21 protein-coding genes are annotated in these 17681 nt (G+C 69.6%); 11 read left to right on the top strand and 10 right to left on the bottom strand.

Annotated elements, in window-relative coordinates; genetic code table 11:
* Positions 1–129 precede the first annotated feature (129 nt).
* On the bottom strand, positions 130–1053 hold the full coding sequence (locus QH470_RS07140; RefSeq protein ID WP_280271473.1) for a phosphotransferase: 924 nt from the start codon (positions 1051–1053) through the stop codon (positions 130–132).
* Positions 1050–2342, bottom strand: coding sequence for an NsdA family TPR-like regulatory protein (locus QH470_RS07135; RefSeq protein ID WP_280271472.1), 1293 nt, complete (start codon positions 2340–2342; stop codon positions 1050–1052). The genes QH470_RS07140 and QH470_RS07135 overlap by 4 nt, the downstream gene beginning before the upstream one ends.
* Positions 2343–2563: 221 nt before the next feature.
* Between QH470_RS07135 and QH470_RS07130 the strand changes: the two genes are divergently transcribed.
* The 5 genes from QH470_RS07130 to QH470_RS07110 all read left to right on the top strand — a co-directional run bounded on the left by QH470_RS07130 (position 2564) and on the right by QH470_RS07110 (position 5463).
* On the top strand, positions 2564–2752 hold the full coding sequence (locus tag QH470_RS07130) for a hypothetical protein (RefSeq protein ID WP_280271471.1): 189 nt from the start codon (positions 2564–2566) through the stop codon (positions 2750–2752).
* A gap of 120 nt (positions 2753–2872) precedes the next feature.
* Complete coding sequence (locus tag QH470_RS38205; protein WP_425302627.1) at positions 2873–3637, top strand: DivIVA domain-containing protein; 765 nt, start codon at positions 2873–2875, stop codon at positions 3635–3637.
* The gene (locus QH470_RS07120) at positions 3634–4212 is read left to right on the top strand and encodes a DNA-3-methyladenine glycosylase I (RefSeq protein ID WP_280271470.1); all 579 of its coding nucleotides are present in this window, start codon (positions 3634–3636) and stop codon (positions 4210–4212) included. Before QH470_RS38205 ends, QH470_RS07120 begins: the two co-directional genes overlap by 4 nt.
* Before the next feature lie 180 nt (positions 4213–4392).
* Positions 4393–4560, top strand: a complete 168-nt coding sequence (locus QH470_RS07115; RefSeq protein WP_019929283.1) for a DUF3117 domain-containing protein — start codon at positions 4393–4395, stop codon at positions 4558–4560.
* Positions 4561–4575: 15 nt separating this feature from the next.
* Entirely contained in the window at positions 4576–5463 is an 888-nt protein-coding gene (locus QH470_RS07110) for a methyltransferase domain-containing protein (protein WP_280271469.1), read from the top strand.
* Here QH470_RS07110 and QH470_RS07105 read toward each other — a convergent pair.
* Entirely contained in the window at positions 5460–5837 is a 378-nt protein-coding gene (locus tag QH470_RS07105; protein WP_280271468.1) for a nuclear transport factor 2 family protein, read from the bottom strand. The genes QH470_RS07110 and QH470_RS07105 overlap by 4 nt on opposite strands.
* Positions 5838–5944: 107 nt before the next feature.
* Entirely contained in the window at positions 5945–7114 is a 1170-nt protein-coding gene (gene glgA, locus QH470_RS07100) for a glycogen synthase (protein WP_280271476.1), read from the bottom strand.
* Between the two features lie 125 nt (positions 7115–7239).
* Here glgA and glgC point away from each other — a divergent pair, with 125 nt between their 5' ends.
* On the top strand, positions 7240–8454 hold the full coding sequence (gene glgC, locus QH470_RS07095; RefSeq protein WP_280271467.1) for a glucose-1-phosphate adenylyltransferase: 1215 nt from the start codon (positions 7240–7242) through the stop codon (positions 8452–8454).
* Positions 8455–8469: 15 nt separating this feature from the next.
* On the opposite strand, the gene QH470_RS07090 is transcribed toward glgC, so the two are convergent.
* The 6 genes from QH470_RS07090 to QH470_RS07065 form a co-directional block, all read right to left on the bottom strand.
* Entirely contained in the window at positions 8470–8685 is a 216-nt protein-coding gene (locus QH470_RS07090; protein ID WP_280271466.1) for a hypothetical protein, read from the bottom strand.
* 87 nt (positions 8686–8772) lie between these two features.
* Entirely contained in the window at positions 8773–8991 is a 219-nt protein-coding gene (locus tag QH470_RS07085; protein WP_280271465.1) for a hypothetical protein, read from the bottom strand.
* Between the two features lie 247 nt (positions 8992–9238).
* Positions 9239–10900 carry an ABC transporter permease gene (locus QH470_RS07080; RefSeq protein WP_280271464.1) on the bottom strand — a complete coding sequence of 554 codons (1662 nt, stop codon included), beginning with the start codon at positions 10898–10900 and terminating at the stop codon, positions 9239–9241.
* Complete coding sequence (locus tag QH470_RS07075) at positions 10897–11838, bottom strand: ABC transporter ATP-binding protein (RefSeq protein ID WP_280271463.1); 942 nt, start codon at positions 11836–11838, stop codon at positions 10897–10899. The genes QH470_RS07080 and QH470_RS07075 overlap by 4 nt, the downstream gene beginning before the upstream one ends.
* A 26-nt stretch (positions 11839–11864) precedes the next feature.
* Complete coding sequence (locus QH470_RS07070; protein WP_280271462.1) at positions 11865–12518, bottom strand: TetR/AcrR family transcriptional regulator; 654 nt, start codon at positions 12516–12518, stop codon at positions 11865–11867.
* Between the two features lie 134 nt (positions 12519–12652).
* Entirely contained in the window at positions 12653–13291 is a 639-nt protein-coding gene (locus QH470_RS07065) for an O-methyltransferase (RefSeq protein ID WP_280271475.1), read from the bottom strand.
* A 290-nt stretch (positions 13292–13581) separates the two neighbouring features.
* Between QH470_RS07065 and sigE the strand changes: the two genes are divergently transcribed.
* From sigE to QH470_RS07040, 5 genes are all read left to right on the top strand, one after another.
* Positions 13582–14328 (top strand): RNA polymerase sigma factor SigE, encoded by a 747-nt coding sequence (gene sigE, locus QH470_RS07060; RefSeq protein ID WP_280271461.1) that lies wholly within the window; start codon positions 13582–13584, stop codon positions 14326–14328.
* 64 nt (positions 14329–14392) lie between these two features.
* On the top strand, positions 14393–14797 hold the full coding sequence (locus QH470_RS07055) for a zf-HC2 domain-containing protein (RefSeq protein WP_280271460.1): 405 nt from the start codon (positions 14393–14395) through the stop codon (positions 14795–14797).
* 10 nt (positions 14798–14807) lie between these two features.
* A complete protein-coding gene (locus QH470_RS07050) occupies positions 14808–16397 on the top strand; it encodes a S1C family serine protease (protein ID WP_400179796.1) in 1590 nt (529 codons plus the stop codon).
* 12 nt (positions 16398–16409) lie between these two features.
* On the top strand, positions 16410–16841 hold the full coding sequence (tatB, locus tag QH470_RS07045) for a Sec-independent protein translocase protein TatB (RefSeq protein ID WP_280271459.1): 432 nt from the start codon (positions 16410–16412) through the stop codon (positions 16839–16841).
* A gap of 151 nt (positions 16842–16992) precedes the next feature.
* Positions 16993–17681: hypothetical protein (locus QH470_RS07040; protein WP_280271458.1), on the top strand; the 689-nt coding region annotated here is incomplete at its 3' end.

The following is a 17681-nucleotide window of genomic DNA, read 5'->3' as shown; positions in this document are numbered from 1 at the left end:
GCATGTCCCTCGGCATCGACACCCCCCGCCACCTGTAGCCCGCCCCCCCCCGTCCTCCGGCCCTCCCGGCATCCGCCACCCCGCCATGCTTTTGGCGGGTATGACGGGCGGGAACCGAGCGCGCCGGTGTCAGAGGATGTTCCAGGTGAGTGGGATGCCGTTGCGCAATCCGTCGATGCGGCGCAAGACTTCTCGGGCGCTGGCGGAGCCGGGGGCGGACTTGTAGGCGTTGGTGGTGATCATGCGGAGTTCGCGGAGGTCGCGCAGCCAGGCGAAGCCGGACCAGTCGCGGATGTCGAAGCCGTAGTCGCGGCAGAAGCCGTCGTATTCGCCGGGGTGGTGAGCGAAGCGGCGGCAGTGCACCTCGATGGTCACCAGATCCCATTCGGGCTGGCCGATCGCAACGCTCTCCCAGTCGCACAGCACGCCACGCTCGGATGCGTTGTCCCACAACGTGTTCCGATGGTGCGCGTCGCCGTGGATGAGGCCTTGCGCCAGCGCATAGCCGATCTTGTCGTGCCGGGCGGCCAGCCGGTTCCGCTCGGCGCGCAGCAGGCGGCGGTCGCTGGGCGGCAGGATCGTGTTGGCGTCGATGGCGCGGGCGATGCGGTGGAAGGTGTCGGAGAGGTGGCGGGTCGGCAGCCACTGCGTGGGTCGGGTGCGCAGGCCGTGCAGCCGCGCCAGCGGTCCGGCCAGATCGGCGGCGACGATGTCGCGGTGCTGTGGCAGGTACCGCCAGAACGTGACCGCGCACCCGTCGATCTCGACGGGCTGCACCACGCCCGCGAGCGGCACCGCCGGGACGTCCCGGTGCCGTAACCAGCGCACCAGCGCGACTACATCGACCGGCGCCGCGGCACCGCACGGCCGATCGATCTTCACCACCACCGGCTCGTTCGCCAACCGGTACACGGCATTGGTGTGATGGCGCAGCAGCTCGGCCGCGGTGGGGTCGAAACCGCTACTGTGGCAGGCCTTCTCGAGGATCCAGCGGGTGCGCTGGGCGGTGAACTCGGCGGCGGGACGGCGGCCGGTCGCCGACGCGGTGGTCACGGCGTGGCTCCCGGACCGGCCGCCACCAACCGGCGCAACTCGTCGACCACCCGGCGGCCGCGGCCCGGCTCGGGAATCGCCTCGACCACGGCCGCCGCCCGGGTCGTCACGATCGTGGTCCGGTGTTCCGGCGGGAGTGTGGTGAGCACCCGCACGGCCAGTGCGCAGGCCTCGTCGACCGCGCCATCGAGGGCGTGGCAGACCGCGGCGTCGAGTTCGAGCAGCGCCGGATCCACCACCACGCCCGGACTGTTCCGGTACAGCTGCAGGCCCCGCTCCTGCACCCGACGCGCCGCGGCGGTGCGGCCCAGATTCGTCAGGGTGCCGGATTGGTAGAGCAGCAAACGCTTTTCGCTGAACCGGAACGCCTCGTCGGTGACGGCGGCGCCGAGTTCGTCGATCTGTCTGCGGGCTCGGTTCAGTGCCAGCTCGGCGCCGTCGGCGTCGCCGAGGCGGGCCAGGGCGCGCGCCTCCGCGGCCGCGGCCAGCGCGGTCGCGTCGTCGGCGATCTCCGGGAGTTGGGCCTGGGCCGCGCGAGCCAGCAGTACCGCCTGCTCGGGGCTGCCGTAGTAGTACGGCAGCATCGCGTGCTGGGCGCGGACCCGCGCCCGCAGCCTGCGATTGCCGGTGTCGTCGGCGGCCAGGCGGGCGGTGCCGTACCAGTAGTCGGCGCGCTCGATCTGGCCGAGCTTCATCAGCGCGTCGGCGATCAGCAGGCCCAGCACCGCGGTGATCTCCGACAGTCTGGCCTGAATGGCCGCGGGCTGACGCTGCGTCGAAATCGACTGCACCTCCAGCAGATCCGGCAGCACCGTGGACAGGACCGCCGACGGCGCGGTGCGGGTGTAGGCGAGCATCCGCCCGGCGGCGCGCTCCTCCATCAGCTCCACCATGGCCGGACCGACCGTGCCGGCGGCGAGCGTCCGGTCGATCACCAGCCGGGCATCGTCGATCCTTGACATCAGAGCCACATCGGATCCGGCCGCGGACGCCGCGCCCAGCGACACAGCGGCGCGGCGGGCGGGCATCCGGCGCGAGCCGAGGGCCTGTTCACCCTCGGCCAGAATCTGTTCGAACCGCTCGCGCACTTCGGCGCCGACCTGCACGAGCAGCGTGTCCAGCAGCTCCTGGGTGAGTGGGCGCGGCGTCACCGCGCTCAGCCCGGAGCGCCAGTTGGCCACCGTCGTCATCTCCACCCCGAGGTGAGCGGCAAACTCCCGCACCGATTTCCGGGTCGCCTCCTGCAAGGCGACAGCCTCGAATCCGGTCCAGGGACGACCCAACACCATTGTTAACTCCCTGTTTCGCACCCGTGTGCCAACAGTAAGCCAACACCAATGCCAACGCTGCGCGATTTCGTAATGGGCCGAATACGGCGAAAGTTAGAGGCGCACCCGGTGCCGATGCGATAAATCCTTCGCAATTCGACGACAAAACCGAGGGCGGCGATCCTGAGACCCACGGTTTTCGCGGCGCCGGGTGCACCCGCACACCTGCTGGAGGTACCACGATGCACGCACCGCCCTCGGACGTCCGGGACCGGTGGCTGATGGACAGCCGCGACTGCGCCCACGAGCCGGTCGACCTCACCTACGACCGGGCCCGTTTCATCCTCGCCGTGCATGCCGGGCACGGCGGCAGCTGCCGGCAATATCTCGCGGCGGCGGCCTACTGCTTCCGCCGCACCGGGGAAAGGTGAACCGGGGGTTGGTGATTCGCGTGCGCCGGTTCGATTTCGGGGAAGCGGACCGGCGCTCGGGCTCGGCGAACATCGTCGGGGGCGTCGAACCTGTCACGGGTGCCACATATCCTCGTCCGTATGCTCACGCTGCTGTTGTACGTGCTGATCGTCGGTCTGGTGGCCGCGCTGCTGTTCCTGGTCGCGAGCGCCGTGTTCGGCCGCGGGGAGGAACTGGGGCCGCTGCCCGAGGGCACCACGGCGACGGTGCTGCCGGTCGCGGCCATCAGCGGCGGCGATGTGCGGGCGCTGCGCTTCCAGCAGGTGTTCCGCGGCTACAAGGCCGGCGAGGTGGACTGGGCGCTCACCCGGCTCGCCGCCCGCATCGACGAGCTGGAAATCCAGCTGGCCGAGGCCCGCGGCGACCGATCGGCCGCACACCCGCGCACGGGTTCGTACACCGCGCCGCCCACCTTCGAACAAACCATCCATCCGAACCGGACATCCACGTCCTGGGCCTTCGGCTCCCCGCCCGCAGCCGCACCGCCCAACGGCCACACCGACATCACCACCTACTCCAGCCCCTTCACCAGCCCACCCACCGCCTGGGAACCCTCCACCCAGCCGACCCACCGCCCCGCCCCCGAGCCGACCACACCCGACCCCACAACCACGAGTTCCGCACCGCCCGGTACCGAGCAGCCGAAGTCGGCGCAGGCGGAGGGCTGGGGTGACCCGTCCGCTGCCGCGCCGGGTGGGGCTCCACCGTGGCAGGTCTCGGTGCCGGGGTTGGCTCGCGGGAGCGGCGGGCCGGAGGGTTCCGACGCGTCCGGTGGGCCGTCGCCGCAGGTACAACCGCCGGGGCAGCAGGGCACCGACCAGGCCGATCGGCGGGATCCGCGGTGAGTACCGCATCGGTCGAGGTGGAGTCCGACGGCAAGGTGCGGTGCGGATGGTCGGAATCGTCTCAGCTCTATCGGGACTATCACGACGAGGAGTGGGGACAGCCGCTACACGGTGACGACGCGCTGTTCGAGCGGATGTGCCTGGAGGCCTTCCAGTCGGGGTTGTCGTGGATCACCATCCTGCGGAAGCGGCCGGCGTTCCGGGCCGCCTTCGAGGGCTTCGCCATCGACCGGGTGGCCCGTTTCACCCCGGCCGACGCCGAGCGCCTGCTGTCCGATCCCGGCATAGTGCGCAATCGCGCCAAGATCGAGGCCTGCATCGCCAACGCCAAGGTTGCCGAAGATCTCTCGCCGGGGCTGGACGAACTGCTCTGGTCGTTCGCGCCCGAGCCCCGCCCGCGCCCGCGCCGACTCTCCGACGTGCCCGCGGTCACACCCGAATCGGTTGCTCTCGCAAAGGAACTCAAGCGCCGCGGATTCCGTTTCGTGGGTCCGACGACGGCTTACGCGATGATGCAGGCGACCGGAATGGTGAACGATCATCTGGCCGATTGCTGGGTCGAGGTGCGCGGTTGAACACGCGCCACGGCGGTCGGTTTTCGAACTCAGGTACCCGCCCAGTTCCGTGATGAGGAAGAATAGTCGTGGTGTGGCCCCTCGGGCGCGGCGTGGCCGTGCACGGGGGCTACCTGTTGGTGACAACACGAGTTCCAAGAAAGTGCGCAGCAGACCGCGCGGATCTGGAGGGAGCAGAGGATGGCGGCCATGAAGCCCCGCACCGGGGACGGTCCCCTCGAGGCAACCAAGGAAGGGCGTGGAATCGTCATGCGGGTTCCACTCGAGGGTGGCGGGCGTCTGGTCGTCGAGCTCACGCCGGAAGAGGCCGCGGCCCTCGGCAAAGAGCTCACCGAAGTCACCAGTTAACCGCTCGTTCGATCAATGCCGGTGACTCCGGCGCGGGCGGACACCGACACGCCGCTCGCCGCGATCGCGCGGTTACTCGCCTGCCCCGAATGCGGAGCGGGCATGACCGTGCGCGACCGCTCGCTGTCCTGTGCCCGCGAATCGCTGTCCAATACTCGCGGACATGCCTTCGATCTCGCCCGTCAGGGGTATGTCAGCCTGCTGACCGGCGCGTCGACCAAGATGACGGGCGACACTGCCGACATGCTGGACGCGCGGGCCGCTTTCCAGCGCGCCCGGCATTTCACTCCGATCGCCGACGCCGCGGCGGCGGCACTCACCACCGGGTCCCCGGTGCATTCGATTCTCGAGGTCGGCGCGGGAACCGGCTACTACCTGGCCGCGGCGCTGGATGCCGCGCCCGGCGCACACGGGATCGCACTGGACGTGTCGAAGTTCGCGGCCCGGCGCGCCGCCCGTGCGCACCCGCGGGCCGCCTCGGTGCTGGCCGATGCCTGGCGTGGGCTGCCGGTGCGCGACGGTGCGCTGAGCCGGGTGCTGTCGGTGTTCGCGCCGCGTAATCCGGACGAGGTGGCCCGGGTGCTGGCTCCCGGCGGGATATTCGTCGTGGTGACGCCGACATCCCGGCATCTGTCCGAACTGATCGTGCCGCTGGGCATGGTGGGCGTGGACGCGGCCAAGGACGAGCGCCTCGCCGCGACCCTGTCCGGCCGCTTCGACCGGCTCGCCGAACGGGTCGTGGAGTATTCGATGCGGCTCGGCCACGCCGATGTCACGAATGTCGTCGGCATGGGGCCCTCCGCGCATCATGCCGCCGCGCAGCGCGCCGACCGGATCGCGGCGCTGCCGGAGACGGTCGAGGTGACCGCCTCGGTGACGGTCTCCACCTACCGCCCGCACTAATGCCCGTCGGCCTGCTCGGGCGCGAACGGCCACTCCTCGAACCAGGTGCAGCGGCCGTCGTCCGCGAAGCGCAGCACCCACAGATCACGCCAGCGTGCGGGATCGGCCCGGGCGTACTCGACCTCTACGCGGACGACCGCGGTGTCGCCGTCGAGGGCCACCACCGCCGATGTCATGGTGAACGGCTCGTCCGCCCCGTCGCGGGCGCGCTCCCAGAACCGCGCCAACTCCATCGCGTCGGTGATGGGCGCCGCCCAGGGCGACGGGAGATAGCTCGCGCCGGGCGCGAACAACTCCCCCAGCTGCGCGGTGCCCGGCGTCCGCCAGGCCCGCTCGTACCGTTCCACCCAGGCATCCACAGCAGCGCGGTCCATGCCCCCGACCGTACGCGCCAGGGCGCGTACGGTCGGGGAATAATGGCGACTCGCGCGCCCTCGGGGAACAGTGGCGACCCGCGCGCCCTCAGTGTCTGGTCGCGGATTCAAGCCTTGCGGATGCTGTCGTAGAGGTGGACTGTGCGTTCGGCTACCTGGGACCAGTCGAATTCGGCTATGGCTCGGGCTCGGCCGGCGGTGCCTAGGGCGTTGGCGGATAGGGGGTCGCGGGCTATTGCGTTGACCGTGCGGGCTAGGTGGGACTCGAATTCTTCGGGGGTGTCGCTGTCGTAGTGGACCAGGCGGCCGGTGGCGCCGTCGGCGACGACCTCCGGGATGCCGCCGACGTCCGAGGCGACCACGGCGGTGCCGCAGGCCATGGCTTCCAGGTTCACGATGCCGAGCGGCTCGTATACCGACGGGCACACGAATACCGTCGCCGCGGCCAGGATCTGGCGCACCTGCTCGGTGGGCAGCATCTCCCGCACCCAGAACACACCGCCGCGGCGGCGGGCCAGCTCGGCCACCGCCGCCGACACCTCGGCCTCCAGCTGCGGCGTGTCGGGCGCGCCCGCGCACAGCACCAACTGGATGTCCGGATCGAATTCGCGGGCGGCGGCCAGCAGATGCGACACGCCCTTCTGCCGGGTGATGCGCCCGACGAACGCGGCGATCGGCGCGTCCGTGCGCACGCCGAGTTCGGCCAGCACGTCGCGGGCGCCGTCGATCGGACCACCGGGACACCACGCCTGCGCGTCGATCCCGTTGTGCACCACGTGAACCCGCTCGGGATCGATGGTCGGGTAGGCGTCCAGCACGTCGCGGCGCATGCCCGCGCTCACCGCGATGACCGCGTCGGCATACTCCATCGCGTTGCGTTCCGACCACGACGACAAGCGGTAACCGCCGCCCAGTTGCTCGGCCTTCCACGGCCGCCGCGGCTCGAGCGAATGCGCGGTCAGCACATGCGGAATGCCGTACAGCGTGGCGGCCAGGTGCCCGGCCAGCCCGGTGTACCAGGTGTGCGAGTGCACCACGTCCACGCCGCCGACGGCATCGGCCATGCGCAGTTGCGCCGACATCATCTGTAGCGCCGAATTGGCCGCGTACAGCATCGGATCGGGCTGGTGCACCACGGCGTCCGCGCGCGACACACCCATGCAGTGCACGGTCACCTCGCTCAACCGCCGCAACCGCGGTACCAGGTGGGTGACGTGCACCCCCGCCCCGCCGTACACCTCCGGCGGATACTCACGAGTCAGCATCGCGACCCGCAACCGATTCCGCTCCCGCGATTCGGTCGGCTCGCGTCCGCCCTCCGGGCCGAAACTCACCGGTCCAACCTAATCGTTCACCTGCGTGCTGACCACTCCACAGACCCGGCGGCGGTAAGTTGGGCCCTGTGAGGAGCCAGCCGCACGTACTCGGGATCGTGCTCGCCGGCGGTGAGGGCAAGCGACTCTTCCCGCTCACCAAGGACCGCGCCAAACCAGCGGTCCCGTTCGGGGGCGCGTACCGGCTCATCGACTTCGTCCTGTCCAACCTCGTCAACGCCGGTTTTCTGCGGCTGTGCGTGCTCACCCAGTACAAGTCGCACTCGCTGGACCGGCACATCTCACAGACCTGGCGGCTGTCGGGGTTCGGCGGTGAATACATCACCCCGGTCCCGGCCCAGCAGCGCCTGGGTCCGCGCTGGTACACCGGCAGCGCGGACGCGATCATGCAGTCGCTCAATCTCATCTACGACGAGGACCCGGACTACATCGTGGTGTTCGGCGCCGACCACGTGTACCGGATGGATCCCGAGCAGATGGTGGCCCACCACATCGACACCGGCGCGGGCGTGACGGTCGCCGGGATCCGAGTGCCGCGCAGCGAGGCCGGGGCGTTCGGCTGCATCGACTCCGACGAGTCCGGCCGGATCACCCAGTTCCTGGAGAAGCCGGTGCATCCGCCGGGCACCCCCGACGACCCGAACGTCACCTTCGCGTCGATGGGCAACTACGTGTTCAGCACCAAGGCCTTGGTGGACGCCATCCGCGCCGACGCCGACAACGCCGATTCCGACCACGACATGGGCGGCGACATCATCCCGACCCTGGTCGGCGAGGGCGAGGCGGGCGTGTACGACTTCGCGCGCAACGACGTGCCCGGGTCCACCGACCGCGACCGCGGCTACTGGCGCGACGTGGGGACCATCGACGCGTTCTACGACGCGCACATGGATCTGGTGTCGGTGCACCCGATCTTCAATCTCTACAACAGGCACTGGCCGATCCGCGGCGCCGCGGAGAACCTGCCGCCGGCCAAGTTCGCGCAGGGCGGGCTGGCACAGGAATCGATCGTCGGGGCGGGCAGCATCCTGTCGGCGGCCACGGTGCGCAATTCGGTGCTGTCGTCGAACGTGTTCGTCGAGGACGGCGCGACCGTGGAGGGCAGTGTGCTGATGCCGGGCGTGCGGGTCGGCCGCGGCGCGGTGGTGCGGCGCGCGATCCTGGACAAGAACGTGATGGTCGGCGAGGGCGAGATCATCGGAGTAGACCTGGAACGCGATCGGGAACGATTCGCGGTCAGCAACGGTGGCGTGGTGACCGTAGGCAAGGGCGTGTGGGTTTAATCGCACCTGCCGTGCTCAGCGCGGGGCGGCGGGCACCGGAGTGGCCGTGCAGAACGGATCGCACGGGCCGTGGGTGATCGGCGGTTGTTTGGCCGGATCGTTGTAATCGCTCCCGGTGACCAGCAGCAGCACCAGCAGGGCGACGAAGATGAAGAAGCCCAGCATTACCACCGCCAGCACCAGCCAGCTGCGTGGCGCGACTTCGATCAGCACTGCGCGTTGGAAAACCACCCACGCCTCCACCGGTAGCGAAACACTTGCTCCCTCAATCATATCGGCGACCACGGCCGCCGCGCACCCCATGTACTCGCGTGCCGATCAAGGTGGTGCGGGAACGCCGGTCGTCGCGGTGCAGAAGGGCGCGCAGGTGCTCGGTGTCGTCGTGACCGGTGAGTGCTGGTCGTCGAAGTCGCTGTGGCTCACGATCAACAGCACCACCACCGCGACGACCACCACGAACCCGAAGATGACGGCCGCCGGAAACAGCCAGCCGCGGGGCAGGTAGTGCTCGAGCAGATGCGCGAATTCCTCGGCCACCGCGCATCACCTCCCGCCGTGCACGTAACCGGCTGCGCGGCAGGGCAACCGGCGGCCGCCCGGAAGGCCTTCATCCCGGGTATGCCCGGTCCGCGGCGCGTCAATCCAGTGTGCGCCATGGGCTGCCCGATGCGTTCGCGAGCGCGTGCATCCCCCTCGACGACCGCTGCCCGTCTCGACCGCGATCGGGCGCCGGATACGCCGAACGCCCCTCGGCGTACCGAGAGGCGTTCGGGGAAAAGGTAGTTCAGCGCAGGTCGCGGCGCCGGAAGGCGACGAGGCCCATCGTGAGCAGCACCGCCGCGAGCACCAGCAGGATCACCACCGGAGTCGCGGTGAATTCGGCGCCCGGCAACTTGGGCAGGTGACTGTAGGGCGTGAGATCCAGAATCCATTGCGGCATACCGGAGATGGAGCCGAGGAAGAACAGCGCCACACCGGCGGTGAACACTCCCCACGCCACCGGCGCCCAGCGCGGCAGCAGCCCGAACAGCAGCACCGCGGCGCCCACGAACAGCCAGACCGCCGGGATCTGCACCAGCGCCGCACCCAGCACCCGCGGCAGCTTCCCGCCGATGTCCCCTGCCGCGGCGCCGTAGGTCAGGCCGCCGAACAGGCCCGAAACCACCAGCACCACAACCGGTCCGAGCAGGGCGTACACCACATGCGATGCGGCCCAGCGGGTCCGGGCGACGGCCCCGGTGAGCACGGTCTCGGTGTGCTGCGCGGTTTCCTCCGAATGCAGCCGCAGCGCCGCCGAGATGGAGTACGCGGACGCCGCCATGCCGAGCATGGTGTAGCCGGTCGTGAGGAACGCGTCCTCCAGGGCGGCGCTGCCGCCCAAACGCCCGATGATGTCGTTGACCGCGTCGCTGGTGCCCAGCTCGTCACCGATACCGTGCACCACGCTGCCGATGACCAGCCCGTACAGCGCCAGACCAATGGTCCACGCCAGCAGCGTGCCGCGCTGCAACCGCCACGCCAGACCGAACGGACCGGCCAGTCCGGGCCCGGCGGCCGGCGCCCCGAGCCGCTCGGCGATCAGCCCGGCACCGAGATCGCGCCGCTGCAGCAGCACATACGCCACCACGATCAGCACGGCCGTGGTCGCCACGTGCAGCATCAGGATCGGCCAGTGGTTACCCGCGAGCGCCCGCACCTGGATCGACCAACCCTGCGGCGACAGCCAGACCAGTGGACCGGTCGGCCCGGCACCGGCGCGAGCATCACCGATGGCCCGCAGCGTGTAGGTCACGGCCAGCACCACGAAGGCGAGGCCGCGCGTGGTGCGGGCATTGGCACTGAGCTGCGCGGTCACCGCGGCGACGGCGGCGAACACCAGGCCCGACCCCGCCAGCGCCAGCCCGAACGCCAGCGCGCCGGCGCCCTCGACCCCGGCGCCCATGATGCTGACGGTCGCGATCAGCCCGGCGGCGATCGCACCGCCGCAGGCCACGATCAGCGCGGCGGTCAGGCTGGCATACCGCCCGACCTGAGTGGACGCCAGCAGCTCACCGCGGCCGGTCTCCTCCTCGGCGCGGGTGTGCCGGATGACCGTGAGAATCGTCGCGATCCCGATGAGGGTGAAGAACATTCCGGCCTTCCACAACCCGGCCGCCGCCGTGGAGGTGGTGTTGTAGATCGGGCCGTACATGGCCAGCTGCGCCGGGCTGGACAGGATCGTGCGGGCGAAACCGGCCAGCTGCTCCGGCGTGGAATACACCGATTCGGTGCTCTTGATGTATGTGCTGCCCAGCGGCAGCGACAGCAGGATCACCCACAGCGGCAGCACGATCCGGTCGCGCCGCAGATACAGCCGCAGCAGCTGCATCGTGCCGGTGAAATCCGAGGCGCCACGGTCGGATTCGGCGAATCCGTACTGCGGTCGGGAGACGGTTGCGGTGGTCATTTCGTCGCCTCCGCGTACCGGTGGGCCGCCGAGCCGCTCGCGGCCGGCTCGTCGCCGTCGAGCGAATAGTGCCGCAGGAACAGCTCTTCCAGCGTCGGCGGCTGACTGACCAGGCTGCGCACGCCCGCGTCGCCGAGCACCCGGATCAGCTCGCCCAGATGTTCACTGTCCACCTGGCAGCGCAGGGTGTGCTCCTCGATGCTGACATCGTCGACCCCCGGCATGCTGCCGAGATCGCCTGGGTCGCCGAGCATTTCGGCGGTGATCGAGGTGCGGCTGAGGTGCCGCAACTCGGCGAGGCTGCCGCTCTCCACGGTCCGCCCGGAGCGGATGATGGTGACCCGCTCGCAGAGCATTTCCACCTCCGACAGAATGTGGCTGGACAGCAGCACGGTCACCCCGCGCTCGGTGGCCTCCCGGACGCATTCCCGGAAGACCTGCTCCATCAACGGGTCCAGACCCGAGGTGGGCTCGTCGAGCATCAGCAGGTTGGCGTTCGAGGAGAACGCCGACACCAGGGCGACCTTCTGCCGATTGCCCTTGGAGTAGGTGCGGGCCTTCTTGCGCGGATCCAGCTCGAACCGATCGATCAGCTCGGCGCGGCGATCGGGGTCCAGGCCACCGCGCATCCGGGCCAGCAGGTCGATGGTCTCGCCGCCGGACAGCGACGGCCAGAGCGTGACATCGCCTGGGACATAAGCGATCTCGTGATGCAGGCCGACCGCGTCGGCCCACGGGTCCCGCCCCAGCACCTGCGCCTCGCCGGAGGTGCGGGTCAGGATGCCCAGCAGAATGCGAATGGTGGTGGACTTGCCCGCGCCGTTGGGGCCGAGGAAGCCGTGTACCTCGCCCTCGGCGACCTCCAGGTCGAGCCCGTCGAGTGCGTGTACCTGTCCGAAATGCTTGTGCAGATCCCGGACGACGATTGCCGATGACATCGAATCTCCTCGAGAGACGAGTGGGTTCACCGATCGGCGAGCAGGGTGTCCAGCAGCGACGAATCGGCGAAAAGACCATGTGTATTGACTTCGACCGCCGGCAGCATCATCTGGTCGGCGTACTCGCGCAGCGCTTTTCGGTAGTCGAGCTTGCCGTCGTGTCTGGCGGCGTACAGCTGCAGGAAGAAGAAGAACCCACCGCCGTTGTTCACCGCCAGAAAGCGAGCCGTTGCTCTCAGGTCGAGTGGTGCGCGCAGGGTCCCGGCCTCGATCCCGACGACGAGGTAGGACTCGACATCGGCGACCATCTGCTCGAACATCGTGGCCATGAGCGGCCCTCCGGCCTGAAAGCTGCGCATCAGATAGGCGATGGCGGGCGCGTATTCCTCGATTTCCGAGAGCGCCTGCCACGTCGCGTTCGGCGTGGGGTGTTGTACGTACTCCGTCTTCGCCGCCCGAATGATCGAGCGGACGTGTTCATCGCACGCTTCCCGCAGCCCGTCCTTGGAACCGAAATGGTGGTTGACGAGCCCCGGGGACACACCCGCGGCCTTCGCGATCGCCCGAACACCGACCCCGAACCCCTCCTCGCCGAAGACGGCGATGGCGGCGTCCCGGATGCGGGCGCGAGTGCTCAGATCCGAGGCGGATCCTTCCGGTACGGCTGTTCCCTTGAACACATGTTCAATATACTAAACACTCGTTCAATGGTCACGCAAGACTTCCCGCGCAACGATTTTCGATCGTCATCTACGCAGGTCAGAACCACAGAAAAATGATCGGATGATCCGACCAACCAGTGGATCCGGGGCCGCTAACCCCGTGAGGCGCAGAGCAACCCGTCGCCGACGGGGATGAGCACGCTGGTGAGTTCGGGATCCTCCGCGACCGCGCGGGTGGCCGCCCGCACCGCCTGGGTGGCCGGGTCGCGCTGGGCGGTATCGGGCACCCGGCCGCCGAGCAGCGCGTTGTGCAGCAGGATCGCCCCGCCCTCGCGTAACAACCGCACCCCCTGCTCGACGTACTGCGGGTGCTCGAGCGGTGCGGCATCGACGAAGACCAGGTCGTAGGCGCCGTCGGCGAGACGCGGCAGCACATCCAGGGCGCGGCCGTTGATCAGCCGGGTCCGCGCGGGCGGGATGTCGGCGGTGCGGAAGGCGTCGCGCGCGGCCCGCTGATGTTCGGGCTCGGAGTCGATGGTGGTCAGCGTGCCGTCCTCGCGCATGCCGTCGAGCAGCCACAGCCCGCTGATCCCGGCGCCGGTGCCCACCTCGACCACCGCCCGCGCCCCCAGCATCTGGGCGTACATACTCAGCAGCGCGCCCACCGAGGGCGGTACCGGCAGCGCCCCCAATTCGGTGGCCCGCTCGCGCGCGGCCAGCAGAATCTCGTCCTCGGCGACGGATTCCTCCACGTAGGCGAGGTTGCGCTGCGCGGTCGCTGCCGCGGGTATGAGGCTCACAGGTATGAGGCTAACGGCGAACCCCGCCGAACGTCGCGACCTACGAGGCGGTGGGACGGCGCGCGACCCGCGATTTTTCTCAGGTGTCCCTCAGCCTCCCCACACCACCGGCACATCGGGATTCGACAGAGTTGGTACCACGCAAAGGCCGACCGACCGTGGGCGGCGCCCGGGAACAACCTGACACCCGTCTTCGGTTATACCCGGCACGCGACAGGATGGGGGGAACCTCACCGTCGCAGCGCCGAGCACGGTCCCGAGTAGGAGGTAATCCCATCCACATGGTCGATGCGGCGCGTGAGCACGCCACTCTTCCCCCGTCGAGCCTGCCGAACACCGCAGACTCGGCCGAATACCTACTGCCCGCGGCGGACAGCGGCAACCCCGTCCCGTCCGACGCCGTGCTGCCCGACGACGCCCCGGCGCCCCCCGCCGAGGACGACATCGATCCGCTGACCGGCACCGCGGCCTTCGACGCCACCGGCGACCGGTCCATGATGCCCACCTGGGACGAACTGGTGCGCGAGCACGCCGACCGGGTGTACCGGCTGGCCTACCGCCTGACCGGTGACCCGCAGGACGCCGAGGACCTGACCCAGGAGACGTTCATCCGGGTCTTCCGCTCGCTGTCCAACTACCAGCCCGGCACCTTCGAGGGTTGGCTGCACCGCATCACGACCAACCTGTTCCTGGACATGGTGCGCCGCCGCAACCGGATCCGGATGGAGGCGCTGCCCGACGATTACGACCGGGTGCCCTCGGAAGGTCCCGACCCCGAGCAGGTCTACCACGACGCCAACCTCGATCCCGACCTGCAATCCGCGCTGGATTCGCTGGCTCCGGAATTCCGCGCCGCCGTGGTGCTGTGCGATATCGAGGGGCTGTCCTACGAGGAGATCGGCGCTACGCTCGGCGTCAAACTGGGCACTGTGCGCAGCCGGATCCACCGTGGACGCCAGGCGCTGCGGGAGTACCTTGCGCATAATGGATCTCAGCAGCGGTTCGCCGCTGACGAGAAGGTCGGGTGATCCAACGCCGCCGTGAGCGGCGCCCGGCGCCAGCAGTTCGTCCGTCGGAAGGGTGAGTGCACGTATGAGTGGCGAGGACGCCGCAACCGGCCGTCCGCATCGATTCGCTCCGACCGAACACTTGGCGAGCGAGGCCATCGCCGCCTACGTCGACGGCGAACTCCGAATGAACGCATATCTGCGTGCCGCCGAGCATCTCGCGAAATGCCCCGAGTGCGCGGCCGAGGTCGACTCCCAGCAACAGGCGCGCATCGCCCTGCGGCGGGCGGCGCAACGGCAGATCGCCGCGCCGGGGAATTTGCACGACACCCTGAGCCGCATTCCGCTGGCAAATCTTTCCGATCACATGGACGAGATGACGCGCGGTGCGAGTTTTCTAGGGCTGCGGGCGGATTCGTTCCGCTTCGTCTCCACCGATCGCGAATTCTCTTCGGAGAGCAGGCGGTGGACCGGTTGGTGGCGCAAGTAGAGTTCGACACGTGACCACCGAATCGACGAACACCGGATCACAGCCCGAACAGCCCGGCGCGTCGCCGAGAGACGCTGTGTCGGATTCGGCGGCCGAACGGGGGAACCTGAGGCCGCCGGACGCGCCCGTGCTGGGGCCGCGACCGGTCTATCGGCCCGACATCGACAAGCACACCGCCCGCGCGTTCCGGCGCCCCGAGGGGCAGACCGGTTCGTTCTCCGCGCATCAGCCGGGCGCGGCCGGTGAGCCCCGGCACGACGGCCCCGAACTGGTGAACCGGCCGCCCGACGCGGTGCTGGCCGAGGCGTTCGGCCGCCCCGAGGGCTCCGACGAGCTACTGCAGCGCGACCCGGACGCGGCCGACGACGACGGCCCGGCCGCCGGACCGGCCGATCCCTGGCGTGATCCCGAGGCCGCCGCCCGCCTGGGCGCACCCGCCATCACGACTCCGCGCGACGCGCCGCTGCCGCCCGCCACCCAGCTCAGCGCCCGCGAGGTGCTGTTCGGCAAGAAGGTCGCGCCCGCCGCGCTCGCGATCCTCGCGGTCATCGCCCTGGCGATCGGCCTGGTCGGCGGTCTGATCGGCCGGTTCACCGGCGATTCCGCCTCGGCACTCACCTCCCGCAAGATCGCCCTCCAGCAGGAGGAATCCTCGGACAAACCGCACGGCCAGGTCGCGAAGGTGGCCGACGCGGTGCTGCCCGCGGTGGTGCAGATCCGCGAAACCGTGGGTGACAACGGCGCGCTCGGCTCGGGCGTGGTCATCGACGGCGCGGGTTACATCGTCACCAACAATCACGTGGTCTCGATGGTCGGGCTGGACAAGTCGGGCCGCGGCAAGATCCAGGTGACCTTCTCCGACGGCACCAAGGCCCCGGCCCGGATCGTCGGCCGCGACCCCAAGACCGATCTCGCGGTGCTCAAGGTCGATGTCAAGAATTTGACGGTGGCCCGATTGGGCAAGTCCGAGGACGTCCAGGTGGGTGACGACGTGCTCGCAATCGGTTCGCCGCTGGGCCTGACCAAGACGGTCACCTCCGGCATCGTCAGCGCGCTGAACCGGCCGATGGCCGAGCCCACCGAGGCCGGCGACGACACCGCCGGCGCCTTCGACGCCGTGCAGACCGACGCCGCGATCAACCACGGCAACTCCGGCGGCGCGCTGGTCGACGGCGAGGGGCGCCTGATCGGCATCAATACGGCCATTCGCAGCGAGAGCGGCGGTTCGGTCGGTCTGGGCTTCGCCATCCCGGTGGATCTGGTGCAGCGCATCGCCCAGACGCTGATCCGCGACGGCAAGGTGGCCCACCCGTGGCTGGGCGTCAACGCCCGGCAGAAGACCGTCGAGAACGACGCCATGAGCGGCGCGGCGATCGCCGACGTGTCGGGAGGCAGCCCCGCCGCCAAGGCCGGGCTCGTCGAGGGCGACGTGATCGTGCGGGTCGCCGGGCGCGAGGTGACCGAGCCCGCGGAGCTGACCGTGGCCGTGCAGTCGCGCCGGATCGGTGAGACCGTGACCTTCCAGGTGATCCGCGACGGCCGCCAGGTCGACGTGCCGGTCACGCTGGAATCCGACGAGAACGCCCCCAAGCAGCCTTAGTAGCCTGGTCGTATGTTCGATATCGGATGGGCCGAGATGGTGATCCTGGTGGTCGCCGCCTTGGTGATCCTCGGTCCGGAGCGGCTGCCGGGGGCGATCCGCTGGACCGCGCAGAGCCTGCGGCAGGTGCGCGACTACGCCAGCGGGGCCACCAGCCAGCTGCGCAGCGAGCTGGGCCCGGAGTTCGACGAGATCCGCAAGCCGCTGCAGGACCTCAACGAACTCCGGCGGCCGCTGGACCAGTTCCGCGGCATGACGCCCCGGAGCGCGGTGACCAAACACCTGCTGGACGGCGATGATTCGTTGTTCACCGGAAAGTTCGACAAACCGTCCAGTACGTCCAATGGCTCGGATTATTCGCCGCCCGCGACATATTCCGCCCCCGAGCCGCCGAAGCCGCTGGCGCGCAACGAGAAGCCGCCGATCGATTTCGATGCCACCTAGCGAGGCAATCGAATTGCCGTGGTCACCACGGACGATTCCGATCAACAGGTATTCCCGATCGGAACTTTTGTCCGCAATTCCGGTGCAGGCCGGAGCGTTTTCGTCAACGGGGCTAGACACATCCCGCTGTCGAGCTATCTAGACTGCGCACATGTCGGCCGACGAGGTGGCACGGGTGTTCGCGATCGAGGACAAGGTCGAGCGCCTCAAGGCTGCCACCGATGGGGTCGCGCAGGCCCAGCAGACCATCAACGAGCTCACCAGGATTCGGCGAGCCGTCATCCGCGAGTTGCATGCCGAGGGCTGGACCTTCGCCAGAATCGGTGCCGCGGCGGGGCTTTCACGCGCGCGGATCCACCAGGTCAGCACGCAGGGCCCGGTGCCGGAGGGCTTGTTCTTCGGGCACGGCCCGCTGACCATCCTGACCCCGGACGTGCGCAGCACGACGCGCGCCGCGCCGCTGGTGGGCGCGCCCGACGCCGCGGCCCCGCATCGCCTGGTGGAGCTGTTGCGGGAGTTGGGATTCGCCGCGAACGTGGAACGCTTCCTGCCGGGGCGCCCGCTGGATCTCGACCGCGACGGCCTGATCGTGCTGGGCGGTCCGGAGTTGTCCCCGAGCCTGCGCTACCTGGCCGCCGCGGATCCGCGGTTGCGCCGCACCGTGGCTCGGGCGGGGCGGGTGCGCCGCGGCATCGAGGACCGCGGCCGAGGGGGGCGCGGGGGGGGCCCGCGGCGGCGCGCGACAGGGGATCAAGGGGGCGGAGGCGGACGCCGCGCGGGGGATAAAAACGCCCCGCGCGCGAAAGAAAACCAGCCCGCCCCCGGGCAGAAGGGGGGGTT

It is taken from the genome of Nocardia wallacei, assembly GCF_029868745.1.
GTDB classification, from domain to species: Bacteria; Actinomycetota; Actinomycetes; order Mycobacteriales; family Mycobacteriaceae; genus Nocardia; species Nocardia wallacei_B.
Note: the sequence above shows the minus strand (reverse complement) of the source record. Positions and strands in the feature narration are given on the sequence as shown.

Bases quoted from the DNA above. Each gene is read 5' to 3' on its own strand.
- QH470_RS07075 (WP_280271463.1), bottom strand. From the start codon at position 11,838: ATGTCATCGGCAATCGTCGTCCGGGATCTGCACAAGCATTTCGGACAG.
- QH470_RS07055 (WP_280271460.1), top strand. From the start codon at position 14,393: ATGAGTGGCGAGGACGCCGCAACCGGCCGTCCGCATCGATTCGCTCCG.
- QH470_RS07080 (WP_280271464.1), bottom strand. From the start codon at position 10,900: ATGACCACCGCAACCGTCTCCCGACCGCAGTACGGATTCGCCGAATCC.
- QH470_RS38205 (WP_425302627.1), top strand. From the start codon at position 2,873: ATGCTCACGCTGCTGTTGTACGTGCTGATCGTCGGTCTGGTGGCCGCG.
- QH470_RS07115 (WP_019929283.1), top strand. From the start codon at position 4,393: ATGGCGGCCATGAAGCCCCGCACCGGGGACGGTCCCCTCGAGGCAACC.
- QH470_RS07105 (WP_280271468.1), bottom strand. From the start codon at position 5,837: ATGGACCGCGCTGCTGTGGATGCCTGGGTGGAACGGTACGAGCGGGCC.
- tatB (WP_280271459.1), top strand. From the start codon at position 16,410: ATGTTCGATATCGGATGGGCCGAGATGGTGATCCTGGTGGTCGCCGCC.
- QH470_RS07110 (WP_280271469.1), top strand. From the start codon at position 4,576: ATGCCGGTGACTCCGGCGCGGGCGGACACCGACACGCCGCTCGCCGCG.
- QH470_RS07135 (WP_280271472.1), bottom strand. From the start codon at position 2,342: ATGGTGTTGGGTCGTCCCTGGACCGGATTCGAGGCTGTCGCCTTGCAG.
- sigE (WP_280271461.1), top strand. From the start codon at position 13,582: ATGGTCGATGCGGCGCGTGAGCACGCCACTCTTCCCCCGTCGAGCCTG.
- QH470_RS07130 (WP_280271471.1), top strand. From the start codon at position 2,564: ATGCACGCACCGCCCTCGGACGTCCGGGACCGGTGGCTGATGGACAGC.